General features: G+C 73.7%; 13 protein-coding genes. 4 read left to right on the forward strand and 9 right to left on the reverse strand.

Translation table 11 applies throughout. The features are described from left to right. Positions 1-294: 294 nt before the first annotated feature. Positions 295-900, reverse strand: a complete 606-nt coding sequence (locus ABD343_RS05375) for a hypothetical protein (protein ID WP_344524580.1) — start codon at positions 898-900, stop codon at positions 295-297. 90 nt (positions 901-990) lie between these two features. Next, complete coding sequence (locus tag ABD343_RS05380) at positions 991-1,791, reverse strand: glutamate racemase (RefSeq protein WP_344525554.1); 801 nt, start codon at positions 1,789-1,791, stop codon at positions 991-993. Positions 1,792-1,847: 56 nt separating this feature from the next. On the opposite strand from ABD343_RS05380, the gene ABD343_RS05385 reads away from it, so the two are divergent. Next, entirely contained in the window at positions 1,848-3,020 is a 1,173-nt protein-coding gene (locus tag ABD343_RS05385; RefSeq protein WP_344524582.1) for a glycosyltransferase, read from the forward strand. 64 nt (positions 3,021-3,084) lie between these two features. Here ABD343_RS05385 and ABD343_RS05390 read toward each other — a convergent pair whose 3' ends face one another. After that, entirely contained in the window at positions 3,085-4,392 is a 1,308-nt protein-coding gene (locus ABD343_RS05390; protein ID WP_344524584.1) for a TerD family protein, read from the reverse strand. Positions 4,393-4,624: 232 nt separating this feature from the next. Here ABD343_RS05390 and ABD343_RS05395 point away from each other — a divergent pair, with 232 nt between their 5' ends. Beyond that, positions 4,625-5,185, forward strand: coding sequence for a DUF6643 family protein (locus ABD343_RS05395; RefSeq protein WP_344524586.1), 561 nt, complete (start codon positions 4,625-4,627; stop codon positions 5,183-5,185). Positions 5,186-5,254: 69 nt separating this feature from the next. Here ABD343_RS05395 and ABD343_RS05400 read toward each other — a convergent pair whose 3' ends face one another. The 5 genes from ABD343_RS05400 to ABD343_RS05420 all read right to left on the reverse strand — a co-directional run bounded on the left by ABD343_RS05400 (position 5,255) and on the right by ABD343_RS05420 (position 11,471). Then, a complete protein-coding gene (locus tag ABD343_RS05400) occupies positions 5,255-5,614 on the reverse strand; it encodes a DUF779 domain-containing protein (protein WP_344524588.1) in 360 nt (119 codons plus the stop codon). Beyond that, a complete protein-coding gene (gene exaC, locus ABD343_RS05405) occupies positions 5,614-7,137 on the reverse strand; it encodes an acetaldehyde dehydrogenase ExaC (protein WP_344524590.1) in 1,524 nt (507 codons plus the stop codon). Before exaC ends, ABD343_RS05400 begins: the two co-directional genes overlap by 1 nt. A 68-nt stretch (positions 7,138-7,205) precedes the next feature. Beyond that, positions 7,206-8,477, reverse strand: a complete 1,272-nt coding sequence (locus tag ABD343_RS05410; protein ID WP_344524592.1) for a helix-turn-helix domain-containing protein — start codon at positions 8,475-8,477, stop codon at positions 7,206-7,208. A 76-nt stretch (positions 8,478-8,553) separates the two neighbouring features. After that, positions 8,554-9,948, reverse strand: a complete 1,395-nt coding sequence (locus tag ABD343_RS05415) for a family 2B encapsulin nanocompartment shell protein (protein ID WP_344524594.1) — start codon at positions 9,946-9,948, stop codon at positions 8,554-8,556. A 101-nt stretch (positions 9,949-10,049) separates the two neighbouring features. Continuing rightward, positions 10,050-11,471: a family 2B encapsulin nanocompartment shell protein gene (locus ABD343_RS05420; protein WP_344524596.1), complete on the reverse strand. Its 1,422-nt coding sequence runs from the start codon at positions 11,469-11,471 to the stop codon at positions 10,050-10,052. Between the two features lie 491 nt (positions 11,472-11,962). Between ABD343_RS05420 and ABD343_RS05425 the strand changes: the two genes are divergently transcribed. Together ABD343_RS05425 and ABD343_RS05430 are read left to right on the forward strand one after the other, a co-directional pair. Continuing rightward, positions 11,963-12,568: an Rv1733c family protein gene (locus tag ABD343_RS05425; RefSeq protein WP_344524598.1), complete on the forward strand. Its 606-nt coding sequence runs from the start codon at positions 11,963-11,965 to the stop codon at positions 12,566-12,568. 136 nt (positions 12,569-12,704) lie between these two features. Then, the gene (locus ABD343_RS05430) at positions 12,705-15,206 is read left to right on the forward strand and encodes a right-handed parallel beta-helix repeat-containing protein (protein ID WP_344524600.1); all 2,502 of its coding nucleotides are present in this window, start codon (positions 12,705-12,707) and stop codon (positions 15,204-15,206) included. Here the strand turns inward: ABD343_RS05430 and ABD343_RS05435 are convergent. Then, positions 15,167-17,698: a hypothetical protein gene (locus tag ABD343_RS05435; protein ID WP_344524602.1), complete on the reverse strand. Its 2,532-nt coding sequence runs from the start codon at positions 17,696-17,698 to the stop codon at positions 15,167-15,169. The genes ABD343_RS05430 and ABD343_RS05435 overlap by 40 nt on opposite strands. Positions 17,699-17,887: the final 189 nt, after the last annotated feature.

The following is a 17,887-nucleotide window of genomic DNA, read 5'->3' on the forward strand; positions in this document are numbered from 1 at the left end:
CTCCACCACCGGGACGCCCGGTCACAACACCACGGAGCTTGCCCCTCCAGGGGCGCGGGGAACTGCGCGCCCAGCCCAGACGCGGGCGCGGCCCGCGAAGCACAGCCCGGGGCACCCCGAACCCGGCCCTTGTACGCGCGCACCCAGCGAAGTGGGCTGCGCTTGCCAACCCTGCTCCCCCAAGCTCTTCGAGCAGGGGGGACCCCCAGCGCAGACTTCCCAAGCACAGCGGGGAGAAGCAAGGGGCGTGCCCCTACCCGGGCACGGGCAACGGGCGATGACACCAGGCCCGGTTCAAGCCCCCGGCACGGTGAGGCGGGAGCGGATGACGCGGACCGCTGCCTCGGCGTCGTCGACCGTGACCGTGAAGACGCGGCCGTCGCCGAGGCGCAGGACCAGGCCCTCGCCTCTGCGGACGATGACGGCGGTGCCCTTCTCGGGGCGCCAGCGGTAGCCCCAGCCGCCCCAGTGACGCGGGGTGACGGTGGGGGCGTGGTCGGCCTCGATCACGTCGCGCAGCGGGATACGGCGCCGGGGCAGCCCGGCGTGGCCGCACCGCACCTCCAGCGCGTCGTCGTCGACCTTCACCTTGACCTTCACGAAGGCGAGGGTGCCGAAGAGGATGAGCAGCCCCGCGGCGAGGCAGCCGACGACGGACATGACCAGCGGCGCGAGCCCGCCCCACCAGGCGGCCTCGACGGCGAGGTCGATGCCGAGGGCGAGGCAGGCGGCGCCGAGCGCGGCGAGCGCCCACTGGTAGCGGTTGGTGGCCCGGCCGGTCCAGTGCTCGGGGCAGGGCTGGTCCGCCGGCGGATTCGGGGGCGTCGGGGATGCGGGGGGAACCGCGTCACCCTCGGCACCCTTGCCCGGGGGCACGGCATCGCGGGGATGATCCCTCATGGTGACGAGCCTACTCCGCTCCGCACCCGCGGGCAGCCCGTCGTGCGTGCCGCTCCGCCGCCCGTGTCCGGCCCGCCGCGCGGAGCCCGGTCAGCCCCGGGCGGGGCTGGAGGCGGCGAGCAGACGCCCCTCGGCGTACGTGAGCGCGGTGCTGGTCAGCTCTCCCGTGCTGCCGCTGTGGAGCACGGTGAGGCCGCCGGTCGGCTCGGCGTCCGGGTCGGGGACGGCGTTCGCACGGCGCAGCGCCTGGGCGCAGACGGCCTGGGCCGAGCCGTGCAGGACCGGCGGGGTGGCGCCGGGCGCGGTGACGGCCTCGCGGACCCGGCCACCGACCAGCTCGTAGTGGGTGCAGCCGAGGACGACGGTCCGTACGTCGTCGGGGGTGAGCGCGGCGGCGGCGCGCACGGCCTTGTCGATGAGGTCCTCGTCGCCGCTCTCGATCGCGTCGGCGAGACCGTGGCAGGGCACCTCGGTGATGTCCGCCCCGTTGCCGAACTCGTCGATCAGACGGCGCTGGTACGGGCTGCCGGTGGTGGCGGGCGTCGCCCAGATCGCGAGGGGGCCGCCGGAGGTCGCGGCCGCCGCGGCGGCGGGCTTGATGGCCGGGACGGTGCCGATCACCGGGACGGCGGGCTCCAGTTCGGCGCGGATCGCGGGCAGCGCGTGCACGGTGGCGGTGTTGCAGGCGACGATCAGCGCGGCCGGGCCCAGCTCGGCGGCGGCGCGGGCACAGGCCAGCGCGTGGGCGGTGATGTCGTGGGCGTCGCGCGGCCCCCAGGGCATGCCGTCCGGGTCGTCGGAGAGCACGAGGTCGGCGTCGGGGCGGGCCCGGCGTACGGCGGCGGCGGCCGGGAGGAGGCCGATTCCGGAGTCCATCAGCGCGATCTTCACGGTGAGCAACTCTAATCGATCGGTCATACGGGTCCGCGTCGGGCAGACTGCCGCCGATGACCGTGCTCATGTGGACCGCCGTGTTCTCCCTCGCCGCCTGGCTCTGGCTGCTGCTCGGCCAGGGCTTCTTCTGGCGTACGGACGTGAGGCTGCCGCCCGGCGGCGGCCCGGACGAGGGCCGGCGGGACGTGGGCTGGCCCGAGGTGGCCGTGGTGGTGCCCGCGCGGGACGAGGCGGAGGTGCTGCCGCTGAGCCTGCCCACGCTGCTGGCGCAGGACTATCCGGGGCGGGCGCGGATCGTCCTCGTCGACGACGGGTCCACGGACGGCACGGGCGAGGTCGCGCGGAAGCTCGCCGGAGCCGGGGACGCCCCGCGCGGGCTCCCGTTGACGGTCCACTCCCCCGGAGAGCCCGCGCCGGGCTGGACGGGGAAGCTGTGGGCGGTGCGCCACGGGATGCGGGTCGCCCGGGAAGAGGGCCGCGCGGCGGACGGGGCGGAGCCGGAGTTCCTGCTGCTGACGGACGCGGACATCGCGCACGCCCCGGACTCGCTGCGCCGCCTGGTCGCCGCGGCGCGCCTCTCCCGGCTCGACCTGGTGTCGCAGATGGCACGGCTGCGCGTGGTGTCCGGATGGGAGCGGCTCATCGTTCCCGCTTTCGTGTACTTCTTCGCGCAGCTCTACCCGTTCCGCTGGATCAACCGCCCCTCGGGCCGCACGGCAGCGGCGGCGGGCGGCTGCGTGCTGCTGCGCACGGAGACGGCCGTGCGCGCGGGGCTGCCGGACAGCATCAGGGACGCGGTGATCGACGACGTGACGCTCGGCCGTACGGTCAAGCGCGCGGGCGGCCGGATCTGGCTGGGCCTGGCGGAGGGCGTGACGAGCGTGCGCCCGTACAGCGGGCTGCGTCCGCTGTGGCGGATGGTCTCGCGCAGCGCGTACGCCCAGTTGCGGAACAACCCGCTCCTGCTGCTCGGCACGGTGGCCGGACTGGCGCTGGTCTATCTGGTGCCGCCGATGGCCGCGTGCGCGGGCTCACCGGCGGGCGGCGCGGCCTGGGCGCTGATGACGCTGACGTACGTGCCGATGCTGCGCTACTACGGCCAGCCCCTCTGGCTGGCCCCTCTCCTCCCGGTCACCGCCGCGCTGTACCTGGCGATGACGGTGGACTCGGCCGTGCAGCACTACCGGGGCAGGGGCGCGGCGTGGAAGGGCCGCACGTATTCGTGACCGGACGTATTCGTGACCGGCCGTCACTTCCCGCCCGGGGGCGTCACCTGTGCGGCCCGGGGCGTCACTTGCGGCCCGGGGTCCATTCCATGCCCCAGCCGTACTCCTGGTCGACGGTGCGCTGTGGGCTGACGCCGCGCGGCGGCACCAGATAGCGCGCCTCCCGACGGACGATCAGGTCGCCGCCCTCGTTGGTGAGGAGGGCCAGGGCGCACACGGTGGACGGGACGGTGCACTCGTCGAGGGAGAAGTCGACGGGCGCGCCGTGCTGGGGCTGGAGGGTGACGGTGGCGTGCAGCCCCGCGAAGGAACGGGCGCCCTCGTAGATGGTGACGAAGATGAGGACGCGCCGCAGGTCCTTGATGTGGTCGAGGTTGATCGTGAGGTTCTCGCCGGTCTCGACGGCGCCCGTACGGTCGTCGCCGTCGAGGTGGATGTAGGGCGGGCGGGCGAGGGAGCCGAAGGAGTTGCCGAGGGCCTGGACGACGCCCTTGCGCCCGTCGGTCAGCTCGAAGAGGGCGCAGAGGTCGAGGTCGGGGCCGGTGAGGGCGCCCATGGCGCGGCTGAGGCGGCCCGCGAGTCCCTTCGACTGGAAGCCCTGCGTCGTCCAGTTGAGGTTCACGCGCATCGTGCCGGAGGTGCCGCCCTGCTTGGTGAGCGAGACGGACGGTGAGTCCTTGGTGAGCGTGACCTTGCTGAGGCGCACGGGCGCGGAAGGGGGCGCGGGGGCCGACGGGGGTTCCGGGGCGCGTGGGGGCACGGCAGGGGCCTGCCGTGCGGGGGCCGGCGCCGGTGGGGCCTCCGGGGTGCGCGGGGGCGCGGGGGTGCGCGTGGGAGCGGGGGCGGGGTCGTCCACGCTGATGCCGAAGTCGGTCGCGAGGCCCGCGAGTCCGCTGCCGTAGCCCTGTCCGACGGCGCGGAACTTCCAGCCGCCCTGCCTGCGGTACAGCTCGCCGAGGACGAACGCGGTCTCCACCGTGGCGTCGTCGCTGTCGAAGCGGGCCAGCTCGGCCCCGGTCACGGCCTCCAGCACGCGGACGTACAGCCCGGGCACCTGGCCGAAGGTGCCCCCGTCGGCGGAGGCGGCGACGACGATCCGTTCGATGCCGGGCTCGACGCGCCCGAGGTCGGCGCCCAACTCGTCGACGCACGCGGCTCCCTGGGGCTTCTTGCCCTCGTGGCGCACGGCGCCGGTGGCGTGCCTGGGCTGGTTGTAGAAGACGAAGTCGCCGTCCGAGCGGACCTTCCCGGCGTCGGTGAGCAGCAGCGCGGAGGCGTCGACGTCAGGGACGCCGGGACCGGTGCGCCAGCCCAGCTCGATCCGTACCGCGTCCGCCGTGACGGGGACGTTCGTTCCCTTGCGCATCGTCATGCTGCCCGCTCCCCCTCTGCCCTGGTGCTCGCGTGATTCCCAACCTACTGTCCGGTCTTCCGGCATGGCGCGTCCCCCTCCGGGGCACACGCTCTTTACAGGATTCCAACGCACCATGGGGCCCGTTTTTCGTCGATTCGCTCACATTAGTGAGCCGGGGCCACTCCGAACACGGAGAACCGTCCACCTATCGGACTCCCCAACGGCCACATTTTGGGCTTAACTTATGGGCATGACCTCCCCCCGCAGCTCTTATGGCGGCGGCTACTACGCTGCACCGAGCTACCCCGAGACACCGATCTACGACATGCTTGTCGCCGAGCGGGGCACGCCGCAGATCGCTCCTATCCGAGTGACATCTCCTCTCTACGACACCGGTGGCGGTCTTCCCGCGCTGCCGCCCGCCGCACTCCCGCCCGGTCCGGCCGCGCAGCAGCCCCCGGCGCCGCAGTACGGCGGGTATCAGCAGCCCGCGCCGCCCGCGCCCGTGCCGCATCATCACCAGCAGATGACGCAGCCGGCCCTGCCCCAGGCGCAGCCCGCGCTGCCGCAGGCCCCGGCGCCGCTCCAGCAGGCCCCGGCCGCCTATGTGCCGCAGCAGACGCACGCCCCCGCGCGGGGGTACGCGGCTCCGCCGGCGCAGCAGCAGCCCCAGCCGCACCCCCAGGTGCCGCAGCAGGCGCAGCCGCCGCAGATGCGGCCGGTCGCGCCGCGCCCGCCGGTGCCCCGCCAGATGCCCAGCCCGTACGAGGATCCGTACGGTGGCCACCAGTACCCCGGCCGGGGGTACTGACGGACCAGGTCCGGCGCCGACTGCCGGGGGGCGGGAGCGGCACGGTGGAGCGGGGAGAGCGGGGAGCCCTCACCGCTCCATGAGCCGGGAGCGGATGAGGAAGCGGACGCCTTCGGGCGCCTCCAGGGAGAAGCCGCTTCCCCGGCCCTCGACGACGTCGACGGTCAGATGCGTGTGGCTCCAGTACGCGAACTGGCTCGCCGACATCCAGAACGGCACGGGTTCCGCGACGCCTTCGACGGCCAGCTCGCCGAGCAGGACGTCGGAGTCGCCGGTGCGGAACTCGCCGCGCTCGTAGCACATGGGGCTGCTGCCGTCGCAGCAGCCGCCGGACTGGTGGAACATCAGCGGGCCGTGCTTCTCCGTCAGCTCGCGCAGCAGGCGTGCCGCCTCCGGGGTGAGGGCGACACGCTCCTTCTGCTGTGCCATCAGAACAGTCCGAGTTTCTTGGGCGAGTAGCTGACCAGCAGGTTCTTGGTCTGCTGGTAGTGGTCGAGCATCATCTTGTGCGTCTCGCGGCCGATGCCCGACTGCTTGTATCCGCCGAAGGCGGCATGCGCCGGATACGCGTGGAAGCAGTTGGTCCACACGCGGCCCGCCTGGATGGCCCGGCCCGCCCGGTACGCGCGGGAGCCGTCGCGGGTCCAGACACCCGCGCCGAGGCCGTAGAGCGTGTCGTTGGCGATCGACATCGCGTCGTCGAAGTCGGTGAAGCCGGTGACGGAGACGACGGGGCCGAAGATCTCCTCCTGGAAGACCCGCATCTGGTTGCCGCCCTCCAGAATGGTGGGCCGGACGTAGTAGCCGCCCTCCAGCTCGCCGCCGAGTTCGGCGCGGGCGCCGCCGGTGAGGACGCGGGCGCCTTCCTGCCGACCGATGTCGAGGTAGGAGAGGATCTTCTCCAACTGGTCGTTGGAGGCCTGCGCGCCGACCATCGTCGCGGTGTCCAGCGGGTGCCCCTGGACGATGGCCTCGGTGCGGGCGATCCCGGCGTCGAGGAAGCTGCGGTAGTGGCCCTGCTGGATGAGGGCGCGGGACGGGCACGTGCAGACTTCGCCCTGGTTGAGGGCGAACATGGTGAAGCCTTCGAGGGCCTTGTCGTAGAAGTCGTCGCCGTCGTCGGAGACGTCCTCGAAGAAGATGTTCGGGCTCTTGCCGCCCAGCTCCAGCGTGACGGGCTTCAGGTTCTCCGAGGCGTACTGCATGATGAGCCGCCCCGTCGTCGTCTCGCCGGTGAAGGCGATCTTGGCGACGCGCGGGTTGCCGGCGAGGGGCTTGCCCGCCTCGGCGCCGAAGCCGTTGACGATGTTGACGACGCCCGGCGGCAGCAGGTCGGCGATCAGGCTCATCCAGTAGTGGACGGAGGCCGGGGTCTGCTCGGCGGGCTTGAGGACGACGGCGTTGCCCGCGGCCAGCGCGGGCGCGAGCTTCCAGGTGGCCATCAGGATCGGGAAGTTCCACGGGATGATCTGCGCGACGACGCCCAGCGGCTCGTGGAAGTGGTACGCGACGGTGTCCTCGTCGATCTGCGAGAGCGAGCCCTCCTGCGCGCGTATCGCCCCGGCGAAGTAGCGGAAGTGGTCGATGGCGAGGGGGATGTCCGCGGCGAGGGTCTCGCGGACCGGCTTGCCGTTCTCCCAGCTCTCGGCGACCGCCAGCTCCTCCAGGTGCGCCTCCATGCGCTGCGCGATCCCGTTGAGGACGGCGGCGCGCTCGGCGGCGGGCCTGCGGCCCCAGGCGGGCTGGGCCTCGTGCGCGGCGTCGATGGCGCGCTCGACGTCGTCCGCGGTCCCCCGGGCGATCTCGGTGAAGGGCTGCCCGGTGACCGGCGTGGGGTTCTCGAAGTAGCCGCCCTGCTTGGGGGCGACGTAGGTCCCGCCGATCCAGTGGTCGTAGCGCGGCTGATACGACATCAGGGCGCCCTCGGTGCCCGGTGCTGCGTAGCGGCTCATGCTGTGCCTCCCTTGAGGGTCCCGCTCAAGGCCCCGCCGCCCGTGCGGCGGTCGCGGTGGTGGGGACGCTAGCGCGCGGAACGTTGCGCGGAGGTTGCACGCCCGGGGCCCCCGGACGGGTGCGCCGCGCGTGCCGTACGGGCGTGCAGCAGGTCCCGTACCTCCAGGTCGTCCTCGCCCCATGACGTGCACAGCCAGCTCTCCAGCAGCGCGGGGTCGCCGCTCGCGAGGAGGCGGCGGCGCAGCCGCTGTTCGAGCAGGCGCCGCAGCCGGATGACGCCGGGGGCCTCGGAGCGGGGCAGCAGCGGGCCCGGGTAGGCGGCGAGGGCCGCGCCGGGGTCGGCGGCGCCGAGCGCGTCGGCGACGGCGTCGTAGTCGGTGGCGGGCCGCTCCCGCAGCCGGTACGGGCGCGAGACGAGCAGCGGGCCCAGCAGGTGCCGCAGCCGGGAGAGTTCGGCGCGCAGGGTGACGGGCGTGACGTCGCGCTCCCCGTACAGCTCGTGGGCGAGCCGGTCGCCGGTCATCCCGTCGGGGTGCGCGGCGAGCAGCAGCATGATCTCGCTGTGCCGGGGGCCGAGCCGCACGGGCTGCCCGGTGGCGCGGGTGTACGGAGTGTGCAGCAGGGCCTCGTCGCGGCCGAGGACGTCCAGGGCGTACGTGGCGGCGGGCGCGGGCGTCGTGGGGCCGAGCGCGGCGAGGCGGGCCTCGGCGGCGCGCGCGGTGGCCTGGACGAGGGCGAGGCTCTGCGGAGAGGCCAGGTGGTCGCCGCCGGTGATGTCGACGGCGCCGATGACGCGGAGGGTGCGCGGGTCGTGCACGGGCGCGGCGGCGCACGTCCAGGACTGCACGGGGCGGCAGTAGTGCTCGGAGGCGAAGATCTGCACCGGGTGGTCGAGGGCCAGCGCGGTGCCGGGCGCGTTGGTGCCGGAGGCGCGTTCGGCCCAGCGGGAGCCGGGCACGAAGTTCATACGCTCGGCGCGGCGCAGTACCTGGGGGTGGCCCTCGACCCACAGCATCCGGCCGCGCGCGTCGCAGACGGACAGCAGGTGCTCGCCGTCCTCGGCGATGGCGCCGAGGAGTTCCCGGAAGAGCGGCATCACGGGCGCGAGGGGGTGCTCCGCGCGGCAGGCGGCGAGCGCCGCGTCGTCGAGGTCGATACGGGCGAGGCCCTCGGGCGCGACGCGGGCCCCGGCGCAGCGCCGCCAGGACTCGGCGACCACGTCGCGCACGGGCGTGGCGATCGAGCCTCCGGTCAGGAACTCCTCGTGGGCACGGCGCACTTGGCCCGCACGCCGGGCCGGGTCCGCTCCCGCTTCGAGGGCGAGCCATGGATTCCGCACACCGTCATCGTGCAGCCGCGCCCGGCGGCGGGCAACGCCCCGGGCGCGGCTGTGTGGACTCGTGTGCGGCGGCGGCTCAGACCTCGACGTCCTCCAGGATGCCGAGCGCGTCGGGCACCAGGACGGCCGCCGAGAAGTAGGCGCTCACCAGGTAGGAGACGAGGGCCTTGTCGTCGATGCCCATGAAGCGCACGTTCAGCGAGGGCTGGATCTCGTCGGGGAGGCCGGTCTGGTGGAGCCCGACGACGCCCTGGTTCTCCTGGCCGACGCGCATGGCGAGGATCGAGCTGGTGCCGTCGTCGCGGACGGGGATCTTGTCGCAGGGCAGCAGCGGGACGCCGCGCCAGGCGAGGACGCGGCTGCCCTCGACGGTGGTCTCGCCGGGATAGACCCCGCGGCTGCTGCACTCGCGGCCGACGGCGGCGATGGTCTTGGGGTGGGCGAGCATGTAGCGCGTCTTGCGGCGGCGCGAGATCAGCTCGTCCAGGTCGTCGGGGGTGGGCGGGCCGTAGCGGGCGTGGATGCGCTGGCTGAGGTCGGCGTTGTGGAGGAGGCCGAACTCGCGGTTGTTGACCATCTCGTGCTCCTGGCGCTCGCGCAGGGCCTCGACGGTCAGCCGGAGCTGCTCCTCGACCTGGTTCATCGGCTGGTTGTAGAGATCGGCGACGCGGGTGTGGACGCGCAGCACGGTCTGGGCCACGCTCAGCTCGTACTCCCGCGGACTCAGCTCGTAGTCCACGAAGGTGCCCGGCAGCTCCGGCTCGCCCTCGTGACCGGAGGCGAAGAGGATGTCGGCCTCGCCGCGGCGGTTCTGCCGGGGCACCGCACGGGACACGACGCTGTCGAGGTGCGCGCGGAGCGTGCCGGAGCGCTCGGCGGCCTGCCGGAACGCCTCGCGGGGCAGCGCGAGGACGGTGCAGCGGGTGGTGGCCGTCAGGGTGTACGCCCAGGTGCCGGGGTCGGGGGTGAGGATCTGGTCGCCCACGTGGTCGCCGTCGGCCACGACGCCGAGGCTGATCTCGTCGTCGTACTTCCCGGCCGCGCGCTTGTCGAGCCTGCCGTGAGCGACGAGCAGCAGCTCCGAGGCGGGCTCGCCGCGCGTGGTGAGGGTGTCGCCGGCGTCGACCTCGCGCTGGACGAAGCTGTCGGCGAGGGTGCGCAGCGCCGCCTCGTCGGAGAGGCCGCGCAGCAGCGGGATCTCGCGCAGCTCGGCGGGGATGACGCGGATGTCGGCGCCGGTGGAGACGAACTCGACGTGGCCGTCGCCGAGGGTGTGGGTGAGCCTGCGGTTGACCCGGTAGGTGCCGCCGGTGGTCTCGATCCAGGGCAGGACGCGCAGCAGCCAGCGGGGCGAGATGCCCTGCATCTGAGGGGGCGTCTTGGTGGTCGTCGCGAGATTCCGGGCGGCGGCGGTCGCGAGGCTCGACCGGTCGGGCCCGGTGGTGCCGGCGGTTTCGGGGTGCGTGGTCATCGGGTGTCTTCCCGCTCCCTGTTTCTTCGTGCTCTTCCCCGCCCTGGTGTGCGCCGGGCGGGGGCGTGGACGCGTGTGCTGATGTGCGGGTGGGCGGGCGGTCAGTGCCCGATCTCGACGTCCTCCAGGATGCCGAGCGCGTCGGGAACGAGGACGGCCGCGGAATAGTAGGCACTCACCAGATAGGACATGACTGCCTTTTCATTGATGCCCATGAAACGCACGGAGAGGCCGGGGCTGTATTCGTCGGGAATTCCGGTCTGGTGGAGTCCGACGACACCCTGGGTCTTCTCCCCCGTGCGCATCGCGAGGAGCGAACTGGTGCCGCTCTTGGTGACCGGGATCTTGTTGCACGGCAGAATGGGAACGCCCCGCCAGGAGGGCACGGACTGGCCCTCGAAATCGGTGTGCTGAGGGTAGACCCCGCGGCTGCTGCATTCGCGCCCGATGGCGGCGATGGCCTTGGGGTGGGCGAGGATGACGCTCGGGTCCTTCCAGACGGTGGCGAGCAGCTCGTCGAGGTCGTCGGGGGTCGGCGGGCCGGAACGGGTGTGCACGCGGTGCTTCATGTCCACGTTGTGCAGCAGGCCGAACTCGCGGTTGTTGACCATCTCGTGCTCCTGGCGCTCGCGCAGGGCCTCGACGGTCAGCCGGAGCTGCTCCTCCAGTTGGTTCATCGGGTGGTTGTAGAGATCGGCGACGCGGGTGTGGACGCGCAGCACGGTCTGGGCCACGCTCAGCTCGAACTCCCGCGGACTCAGCTCGTAATCCACGAAGGTGCCCGGCAGCTCCGGCTCGCCCTCATGCCCTGAGGCCAGCTCGATGGCCGCCTCGCCGTGCTCGGTGCGGCTGGCCGGGATCGCCCGGCGCACCGATTCGAGGTGCGCGCGGAGGCTGTCGGAGCCCGCGAGGATCTCGTCGAAAGCGGAGCGGTCGAGGGTGAGGACGGTGCCGCTGGTGAGCGAGGTCAGGGTGGAGTCCCAGGTGGCGGGCGTGCCGCCGAGGCTCTCGGCGCCCGCGAAGTCGCCGTCGGCGAGGATGCCGAGGGCCGTCTCCTCGTCGTACCTCCCCCTGCCGGTCCTGCGCAGCTTGCCGTGGGCCACGAGCAGCAGACCCGCGGGGCTCCCGGCCTCGGCGACGGTCTCGCCGGGCCCGAAGTCGCGCTGGGTGCAGCGGGAGGCGAGGGACTCCAGCACCGCCCTGTCCTCGTAACCCCGCAGGAGCGGGATCTCGGTCAGCTCGGCGGGGATGACGCGGACCTCGGAGCCCGTGGAGGTGAATTCGACGCGGCCGTCGCCGAGGGTGTGGGACAGCCGCCTGTTCACGCGGAACGTGCCGCCGGAGACCTGCACCCACGGAAGGACCTTGAGCAGCCACCGCGACGAGATCCCCTGCATCTGCGGGGGCGTCTTGGTGGTCGTCGCGAGATTCCGGGCCGCGGCCGTCGCGAGGCTGAGCTGGGCCGCCCCGCCCGCCTCGACCTCGCCTTCGCCGCCGGAATTCCGCTCTGTCGCAGTCGTCATTCTGAACCCAATCTCCGTGCAGGGAAAGAAAATTCACACGCGCTGCCGCCAGAAGTTAGTGGCGGCGGGAATCCCCGGGCAATCGCTCAAAAGATGCCCCGGCCTGGTGAATGCTCGCTGCACGGCTCGGGTAACCGGCCGGAATCGACGACTCTCGGTGACGGCCCCGGAGGAGCCGTCACTCTCCGCAGCGGCGAACGGCGCACTCGGCCGGATGGGCGCATTTGACGGCGCAGAGGCAAACGGACGGCGCGCAAAAATTCGCTTCGCGCCCCCCTGAGTCGGGGCGCGCGCTCGCTCAGTAAACTCGGGGCCCCACGAGGGGAATCGTGCGGGGACCGCGAGGGGAACCGCGTCGCCGACGGGCCGGCTCGACCACCGGACCGGGGAGCGCCCGGACTTCGTGTCCGTGATTCCGCTCTCTTCGTTTCCCTCTCGTGCATGTACCTCGCGCGTCGAGGTACGTACGGACGGGGAAGGGGGTGAGCGGTATGCGCACCATTGTCGGACTCTGGCGCTGGCGGGGCAATCCGCTGTGCCGCCGTACGGACCGCCGCGAGGCATGGCTCGCCCTCTGGGCCGCCCTGCTCATCGCCGTCGGCGCGCCGGTCGCCGGGCTCGTCACCGCGGACGCGACCCACGACGCGCTGCTGCGTACGGCGCGGGAGCAGCAGCACGACCGGCACCGCGTCCGGGCGACGGTGGTGGACGTCTCCGCGCGGCCCGCCTTCCACACCGACCCCGAGTCCGCGGCGCGCGGCCAGGACCGGGGGCGGGTGACGGTGCGCTGGCTGGGGCCCGCCGACGGCAAGCCGCACACCGGAAGCCTCCCCGTGCACCAGCGCGTGCGCCCCGGCGAGCGCTTCGAGGTCTGGACGGACGGGCACGGCCGTCTCACCCCGCGCCCGATGAGCGCGCGCTCCGCTTCCTCGCACTCCCTCCTCGCCGGACTGGCCGCAGGCGCGGGCGCCGTCACCGTGCTGGAGCTGGCGCGCCGCCTCGCCCTCCGGGAGGTCATGCGCCGCCGGTACGCCCGCTGGGACGAGGAGTGGGGACGGATCGGGCCCGACTGGGGCCGCGCCGGTACCAGTAACTGACCCTTCGCGCACCCGTCACGGGCGGACCCGTCAACCCATCGGCCCAGCGCACGCTACGGTGGTGCGACCGACGCGGGATCCCCCGCGCCCGGTGGCAACGCATCTGGATACGCACGAGGTTGGGGCACGGCACTCCATGGCACAGGGCTCGGTCACGGTGACGCACGCGGGCACGTCGCGGTGGCGGCGGCGCACGGGAGAGTACGCGTCCTTGTCGGCCGCGCTGGAGGCGGCGTCCGACGGGGACGTGCTCACCGTCGCACCCGGTACGTACCGCGAGAACCTGGTGCTGGAGCGGACCATCACGCTGCGCGGCCCCGAGCGGTCCGGCAGCGGCTCGGTCCGTATCGCGCCCGTCGACGGGGTCGCGCTGACCCTCCGCGCGCCCGCCTCCGTGCAGGACCTCCAGATCGAGGGGCAGGACGCGGCCGTTCCCGCCGTGCTCGTCGAGGACGCGGCGCCCGAGCTGACCGGGCTGCGGGTGATGACGCGCTCGGCGGCGGGCATCGAGGTCCGCGGCGGCGCGCGGCCCACCGTGCGGCGCTGCGTGGTGGACAACCCGGCGGGGCTCGGGATGAGCGTCACGGGCGGCGCGGGCGGGCTGTACGAGGAGTGCGAGGTGGTCGCCGCCGGGCAGTCGGGGATCGCGGTGCGCGACGGCGCACGCCCCCGGCTGGAGCGCTGCCGCGTGCACCACGCCTCGGGCGCCGGGCTCTCGCTCCAGGGCGAGGGCACCTCCGCCGAGGCGGTCGGCTGCGAGGTGTACGAGATCAAGGGCAGCGGCGTGCGCGTCACGGCCCGGGCCAGCGGCTATCTGACGGACTGCCAGGTCCACCGCACCTCGGGCGACGGCGTCACTCTCGACACCGACGCGGTGCTCACCCTGGCCGACTGCGACGTCCACGACATCCCCGAGAACGCCGTGGACCTGCGCTCCCGCTCGGTCCTGACCCTCACCCGCTCGACGGTGCGGCGCTTCGGGCGCAACGGACTGTCCGTATGGGACCCCGGCACGCGCGTCGACGCCAACGGCTGCGAGATCCACGAGGCCACGGGAGACTACCCGGCCGTGTGGGTCAGCGACGGCGCCACGGCCGTCCTCGACTCCTGCCGGGTGCACTCCGTGCCCGACGCGCTGTTCGTCCTCGACCGCGGCTCCCGCGTCGACGTGCTCGACAGCGACGTGTCGCAGGTGCGGGGCACCGCCGTCTCGGTGAGCGACGGCGCGGCCGTCCAGCTCGACGACTGCCGGATCCGCGAGACGGCGACGGGCGCCTGGTTCCGCGACCACGGCAGCGGCGGCGTCCTCAGCGGCTGCACGATAGACGGCGCCGCCACCGGCGTCATCGTCACCAAGGGCGCCGACCCGACGGTCGAGCGCACCACGGTCAGCGGCGCCGCGGAGGCGGGCTTCTACGTCTCGGCGGAGGGCCGGGGCACGTTCCAGCACTGCCGGGTCACCGGCTCGCAGGGGTACGGGTTCCACATCATCGACGGCTGCCGCACCACGCTGCGCCGCTGCCGTACGGAGCGCTGCGCGCGCGGGGGGTACGAGTTCGCGGAGGAGGGCCCGGTCACCGAGGACTGCTCCAGCGACGAGAGCGCCGCGAAGGCCGGCTCCCTGAACGGCGCTCCCCCGCCCGCCGCGCCCCCGGAGGGCCCGGGGACGGCCGGGCTGCTCACGGCCTCGGTCTCCGTCCCCCGCCAGTACGCTCCCGGCCGGCAGCCGCAGGCCCCGTCCCTCCCCCCGTCCCCGGCGACCCCCTCGGCCCAGGACCCCGCGGGCGGCGGCCAGGAGAACGGCGAGGCCGTGCCCGGACGGCCGTCCAAGGAGGTGCTCGGCGAACTCGACGCGCTGGTCGGCCTGGAGAGCGTGAAGCGCGAGGTGCGCGCCCTCACCGACATGATCGAGGTCGGCCGCCGCCGCCAGCGTGCCGGGCTCAAGGCGGCCTCGGCCAAGCGCCACCTGGTCTTCACCGGCTCCCCCGGCACCGGCAAGACGACCGTCGCGCGGCTGTACGGCGAGATCCTGCACTCCCTCGGCGTCCTCCAGCGCGGCCATCTGGTCGAGGTCTCCCGGGTCGACCTGGTGGGTGAGCACATCGGTTCGACGGCCATCCGCACCCAGGAGGCCTTCGAACGGGCGCGCGGCGGCGTGCTCTTCATCGACGAGGCGTACGCCCTCTCGCCCGAGGACTCCGGGCGCGACTTCGGCCGCGAGGCCATCGACACCCTGGTGAAGCTGATGGAGGACCACCGCGACGAGGTCGTGGTGATCGCCGCCGGGTACACGGCCGAGATGGAGCGCTTCCTCGCGGTCAACCCGGGCGTCGCCTCGCGCTTCTCGCGCACCATCACCTTCGGGGACTACGCGCCCGGGGAGTTGCTGCGCATCGTCGAGCAGCAGGCGGACGAGCACGAGTACCACCTCGGCGAGGGCGCGCGGGACGCCCTGCTGGGCTACTTCACGACGCTGCCCAAGGGCCCCTCGTTCGGCAACGGCCGCACCGCGCGGCAGACGTTCGAGGCGATGGTCGAGCGGCACGCGGGCCGGGTCGCGCAGCTCCCCGACCCGAGCACCGACGACCTCACGCTCCTCTACCCGGAGGACCTGCCGGGCGCCGCGCCCTCGGCCTGACCCGCGACGGCCCGGTCCGTGCCCCCCTGACCCGCGACGGCCTGGCCCGCGAGTGCGGGCTGCTGCGGGACTCCGGTCAGGCCCTCGCGCGGGATCCTGAGCCGGGCGAGCAGGCCGTCGCGCTCCTCGTCGAACGCGGGGTCGGCCTGATAGTCGCCGTGGGCCAGGATCGGCGCGGGCAGCGGGCGTTCCTTCGTACGGCCGTAGTCCACCGGGTCGCGCAGCGGGCCGTGGTCCACGCGGTGGCCGTCGACGGGCTGGAGGCGCACGGGGCCGCCGATGGGGTCGGTCAGCCGCCACAGGTTGCTCCAGCAGTGGACGTCCTTGTCCAGCGCCTCCAGTTGCGCGGGGCCGAAGTACGCGGGGAACCAGCGGGCGTAGAGCCGCTCCAGCGGGGAGCCGTAGGTGAGCAGCGCGATCTGGCGGCGGGTCTCCGGGTCGAGCTGCCAGACGGCGGAGGCGGCCAGGACGCTGCCCTGGGAGTGGCCGGAGATGACCAGCCGCCGGGTGGGCTCCTTGTCGGTCCACATGGCCATGCGCCAGGCCAGGTCGGGCACGGCCCGCTCGGCGTAGCAGGGCGGCGCGAAGGGGTGCGCGGAGCGGGGCCAGAAGGTGCCGACGTCCCACAGGATGCCGATGGTGCGGCGCGCGGACGGGTCGCGGTAGGCCCGGCGGCCCCAGGTGAGGAAGAGCAGGAAGCCGAAGCCGACCATCCAGGAGCCGAGGGCCTGCACCGTGTCCGCCGCCCCGTTGAGCACCGCGCCCGCGCCGTCGGCCGCCTGGCCCGGGACCTGGTCGGTGAGGACGGTGCCGAGGACCGCGCCGCCGCCCAGGACGAGCGTGACGACCGCGACGGTGGCCACGAGCCAGGGCGCCTCGTCGGTGAGCGCGGCCCGCGCGATGGCGCCGCCGATGCGGCGGGAGCGCGACTCGTCGGGCAGCGACTCCGGGTACATCGAGTTCACGTTCTCGCGCAGCGCCTTGGCGCGGCGCCACAGCTTGAAGGCGAACCAGCCCATCAGGACCAGCACGAAGACGAGCAGCAGCGGGATGATCGACGCCTGCCAGGTGAGCAGGGTGGGCGGGCCCGCGATCGGCGCGTCGGGCGAGCCGGGTGTGGCGGGCCCGTCGAGCCAGTCGCCGACGCGCTGGGCGACGCCGCCGGAGAGGACCCCGCCCAGGGCGCAGGCCAGCATGGCGACCGCCGCCGGGGCGAACCCGCCCAGCGCGGTCCGCTCGACCGGCCGGTCCCGGTAGAGGGCGACGCCGACGACGCCCAGCGCGACGACCAGGGCGCCCTGGAAGACGGCGACGACGCCGAACGTCTCGTCGCCGGGCAGCGTCTGCGAGGAGACCCAGCCGGGGCGCGACCAGGCGCCGTGCACGGCCGCGAGCACGGTGATGCCGAGCGCGACGCCGGGCAGCGCCGTGACGGAGAGCGACTCGTCGTCGTTGTCGGCCCTGGTGTCCTTGCGGCCCCTGCGGCAGACCACGTACAGCACCCACGCGCCGCAGGCCAGGAGCAGGCCTTCCAGGGCCCAGCCGAAGGCGTCGAGCGCGGTGCTGCCGCCGGGCTTGCGGTCGTACCGCGTGGAGGCCGCGGCGAGCATCGCGCCGATCGTCAGGAACCCCGCCGCCGTGTGGGCGGCGCGGAGCCGGGCGACGTGCCGCTTGCCGTACCAGAACCCGGGCAGCGAGAGCGCCGGGCGCCCGTTCGCCTTCGGGTCGTCCTCGGTCACGGTAGTGTCGAGGGGCTGCTGCGACTCATACGCGCTCCAGGTGCGGTGCGAGAGCCACCACAGCAGGCCCGTGGCGGCGGCCGGGATCACCGCCGCCAGGGCGAGCCTGCGGCCCGGCCGACTCCACCAGCCGCCCGAGCCGTCCGGGCCCGCCGCCATGAACGCCAGCCAGTCGCGCCCTCCCGCGCACTCCTGGCTGCCGCCGCACTGCCAGGCGATCAGGTCGAGCGCGACCTCGCAGACCGCGCCGACGAGCAGCACCGTCAGCGACAGCGCGACCAGGCGCACCAGCACGCCGTGCAGCCGGACCATGCGGCGGCGGCCGTCGGACGCGGGGCGCGTCCAGTGCGCGAGGTTGGCGACCATGAAGGGCAGCAGGATCAGCCAGAGGGCCCGTGCCCCGTTGCCCGAAGTGAGATTCGACCAGCAGTACGCCTCGGGGACCGGCTCGTCCCGGTACTCCCCCGGGCGGTCCTCCGCGTCCGCGTCCTCGGTGCGGCGGTAGACCGCCGCCGTGGTGTCCCCCGTGATGCGCTCGGTGCGCGGGTCCCGGAGCATCTCCTCCGGTGTGGTGCCCCCGACGCCGTGCACGAGCAGCTCCAGGGAGAGTCCCTGCTGCTCGTGCCCGCCCTGTCCGTGTGTGTCCTGCCCGTGCGCGCCCTGCCCGTACGTGTCCTGTCCGCGCGGTTCCTGTCCGTTCCGGCCCGGTGCCGCGCCCTCCCGGGCACCCTCGTGCGCGTGCTCTGACGGCATGTCCGTGTTCCCCCGAAGTCCCCCGAATACGTGCCGGTACTCGCTCCCAGCATCCTCGCCCCGCAGGGCGCTGTGCATTCCCCGGTGGGATGAACCTGATGCGCGCGCTGCCGAATCGTGACCCGCGCGTGCCCTTCGCGCCCGTGGGAGGATTGGGCCGGACCGGTGGCCGGGTGGCAGAGCCGGTGG

The sequence above is a fragment of the Streptomyces albiaxialis genome, assembly GCF_039530985.1.
In the GTDB taxonomy this organism is placed as follows: domain Bacteria; phylum Actinomycetota; class Actinomycetes; order Streptomycetales; family Streptomycetaceae; genus Streptomyces; species Streptomyces albiaxialis.

Bases quoted from the DNA above. Each gene is read 5' to 3' on its own strand.
- ABD343_RS05375 (WP_344524580.1), bottom strand. From the start codon at position 900: ATGAGGGATCATCCCCGCGATGCCGTGCCCCCGGGCAAGGGTGCCGAG.
- ABD343_RS05385 (WP_344524582.1), top strand. From the start codon at position 1,848: ATGACCGTGCTCATGTGGACCGCCGTGTTCTCCCTCGCCGCCTGGCTC.
- ABD343_RS05390 (WP_344524584.1), bottom strand. From the start codon at position 4,392: ATGACGATGCGCAAGGGAACGAACGTCCCCGTCACGGCGGACGCGGTA.
- ABD343_RS05395 (WP_344524586.1), top strand. From the start codon at position 4,625: ATGACCTCCCCCCGCAGCTCTTATGGCGGCGGCTACTACGCTGCACCG.
- ABD343_RS05400 (WP_344524588.1), bottom strand. From the start codon at position 5,614: ATGGCACAGCAGAAGGAGCGTGTCGCCCTCACCCCGGAGGCGGCACGC.
- exaC (WP_344524590.1), bottom strand. From the start codon at position 7,137: ATGAGCCGCTACGCAGCACCGGGCACCGAGGGCGCCCTGATGTCGTAT.
- ABD343_RS05415 (WP_344524594.1), bottom strand. From the start codon at position 9,948: ATGACCACGCACCCCGAAACCGCCGGCACCACCGGGCCCGACCGGTCG.
- ABD343_RS05420 (WP_344524596.1), bottom strand. From the start codon at position 11,471: ATGACGACTGCGACAGAGCGGAATTCCGGCGGCGAAGGCGAGGTCGAG.
- ABD343_RS05425 (WP_344524598.1), top strand. From the start codon at position 11,963: ATGCGCACCATTGTCGGACTCTGGCGCTGGCGGGGCAATCCGCTGTGC.
- ABD343_RS05430 (WP_344524600.1), top strand. From the start codon at position 12,705: ATGGCACAGGGCTCGGTCACGGTGACGCACGCGGGCACGTCGCGGTGG.
- ABD343_RS05435 (WP_344524602.1), bottom strand. From the start codon at position 17,698: ATGCCGTCAGAGCACGCGCACGAGGGTGCCCGGGAGGGCGCGGCACCG.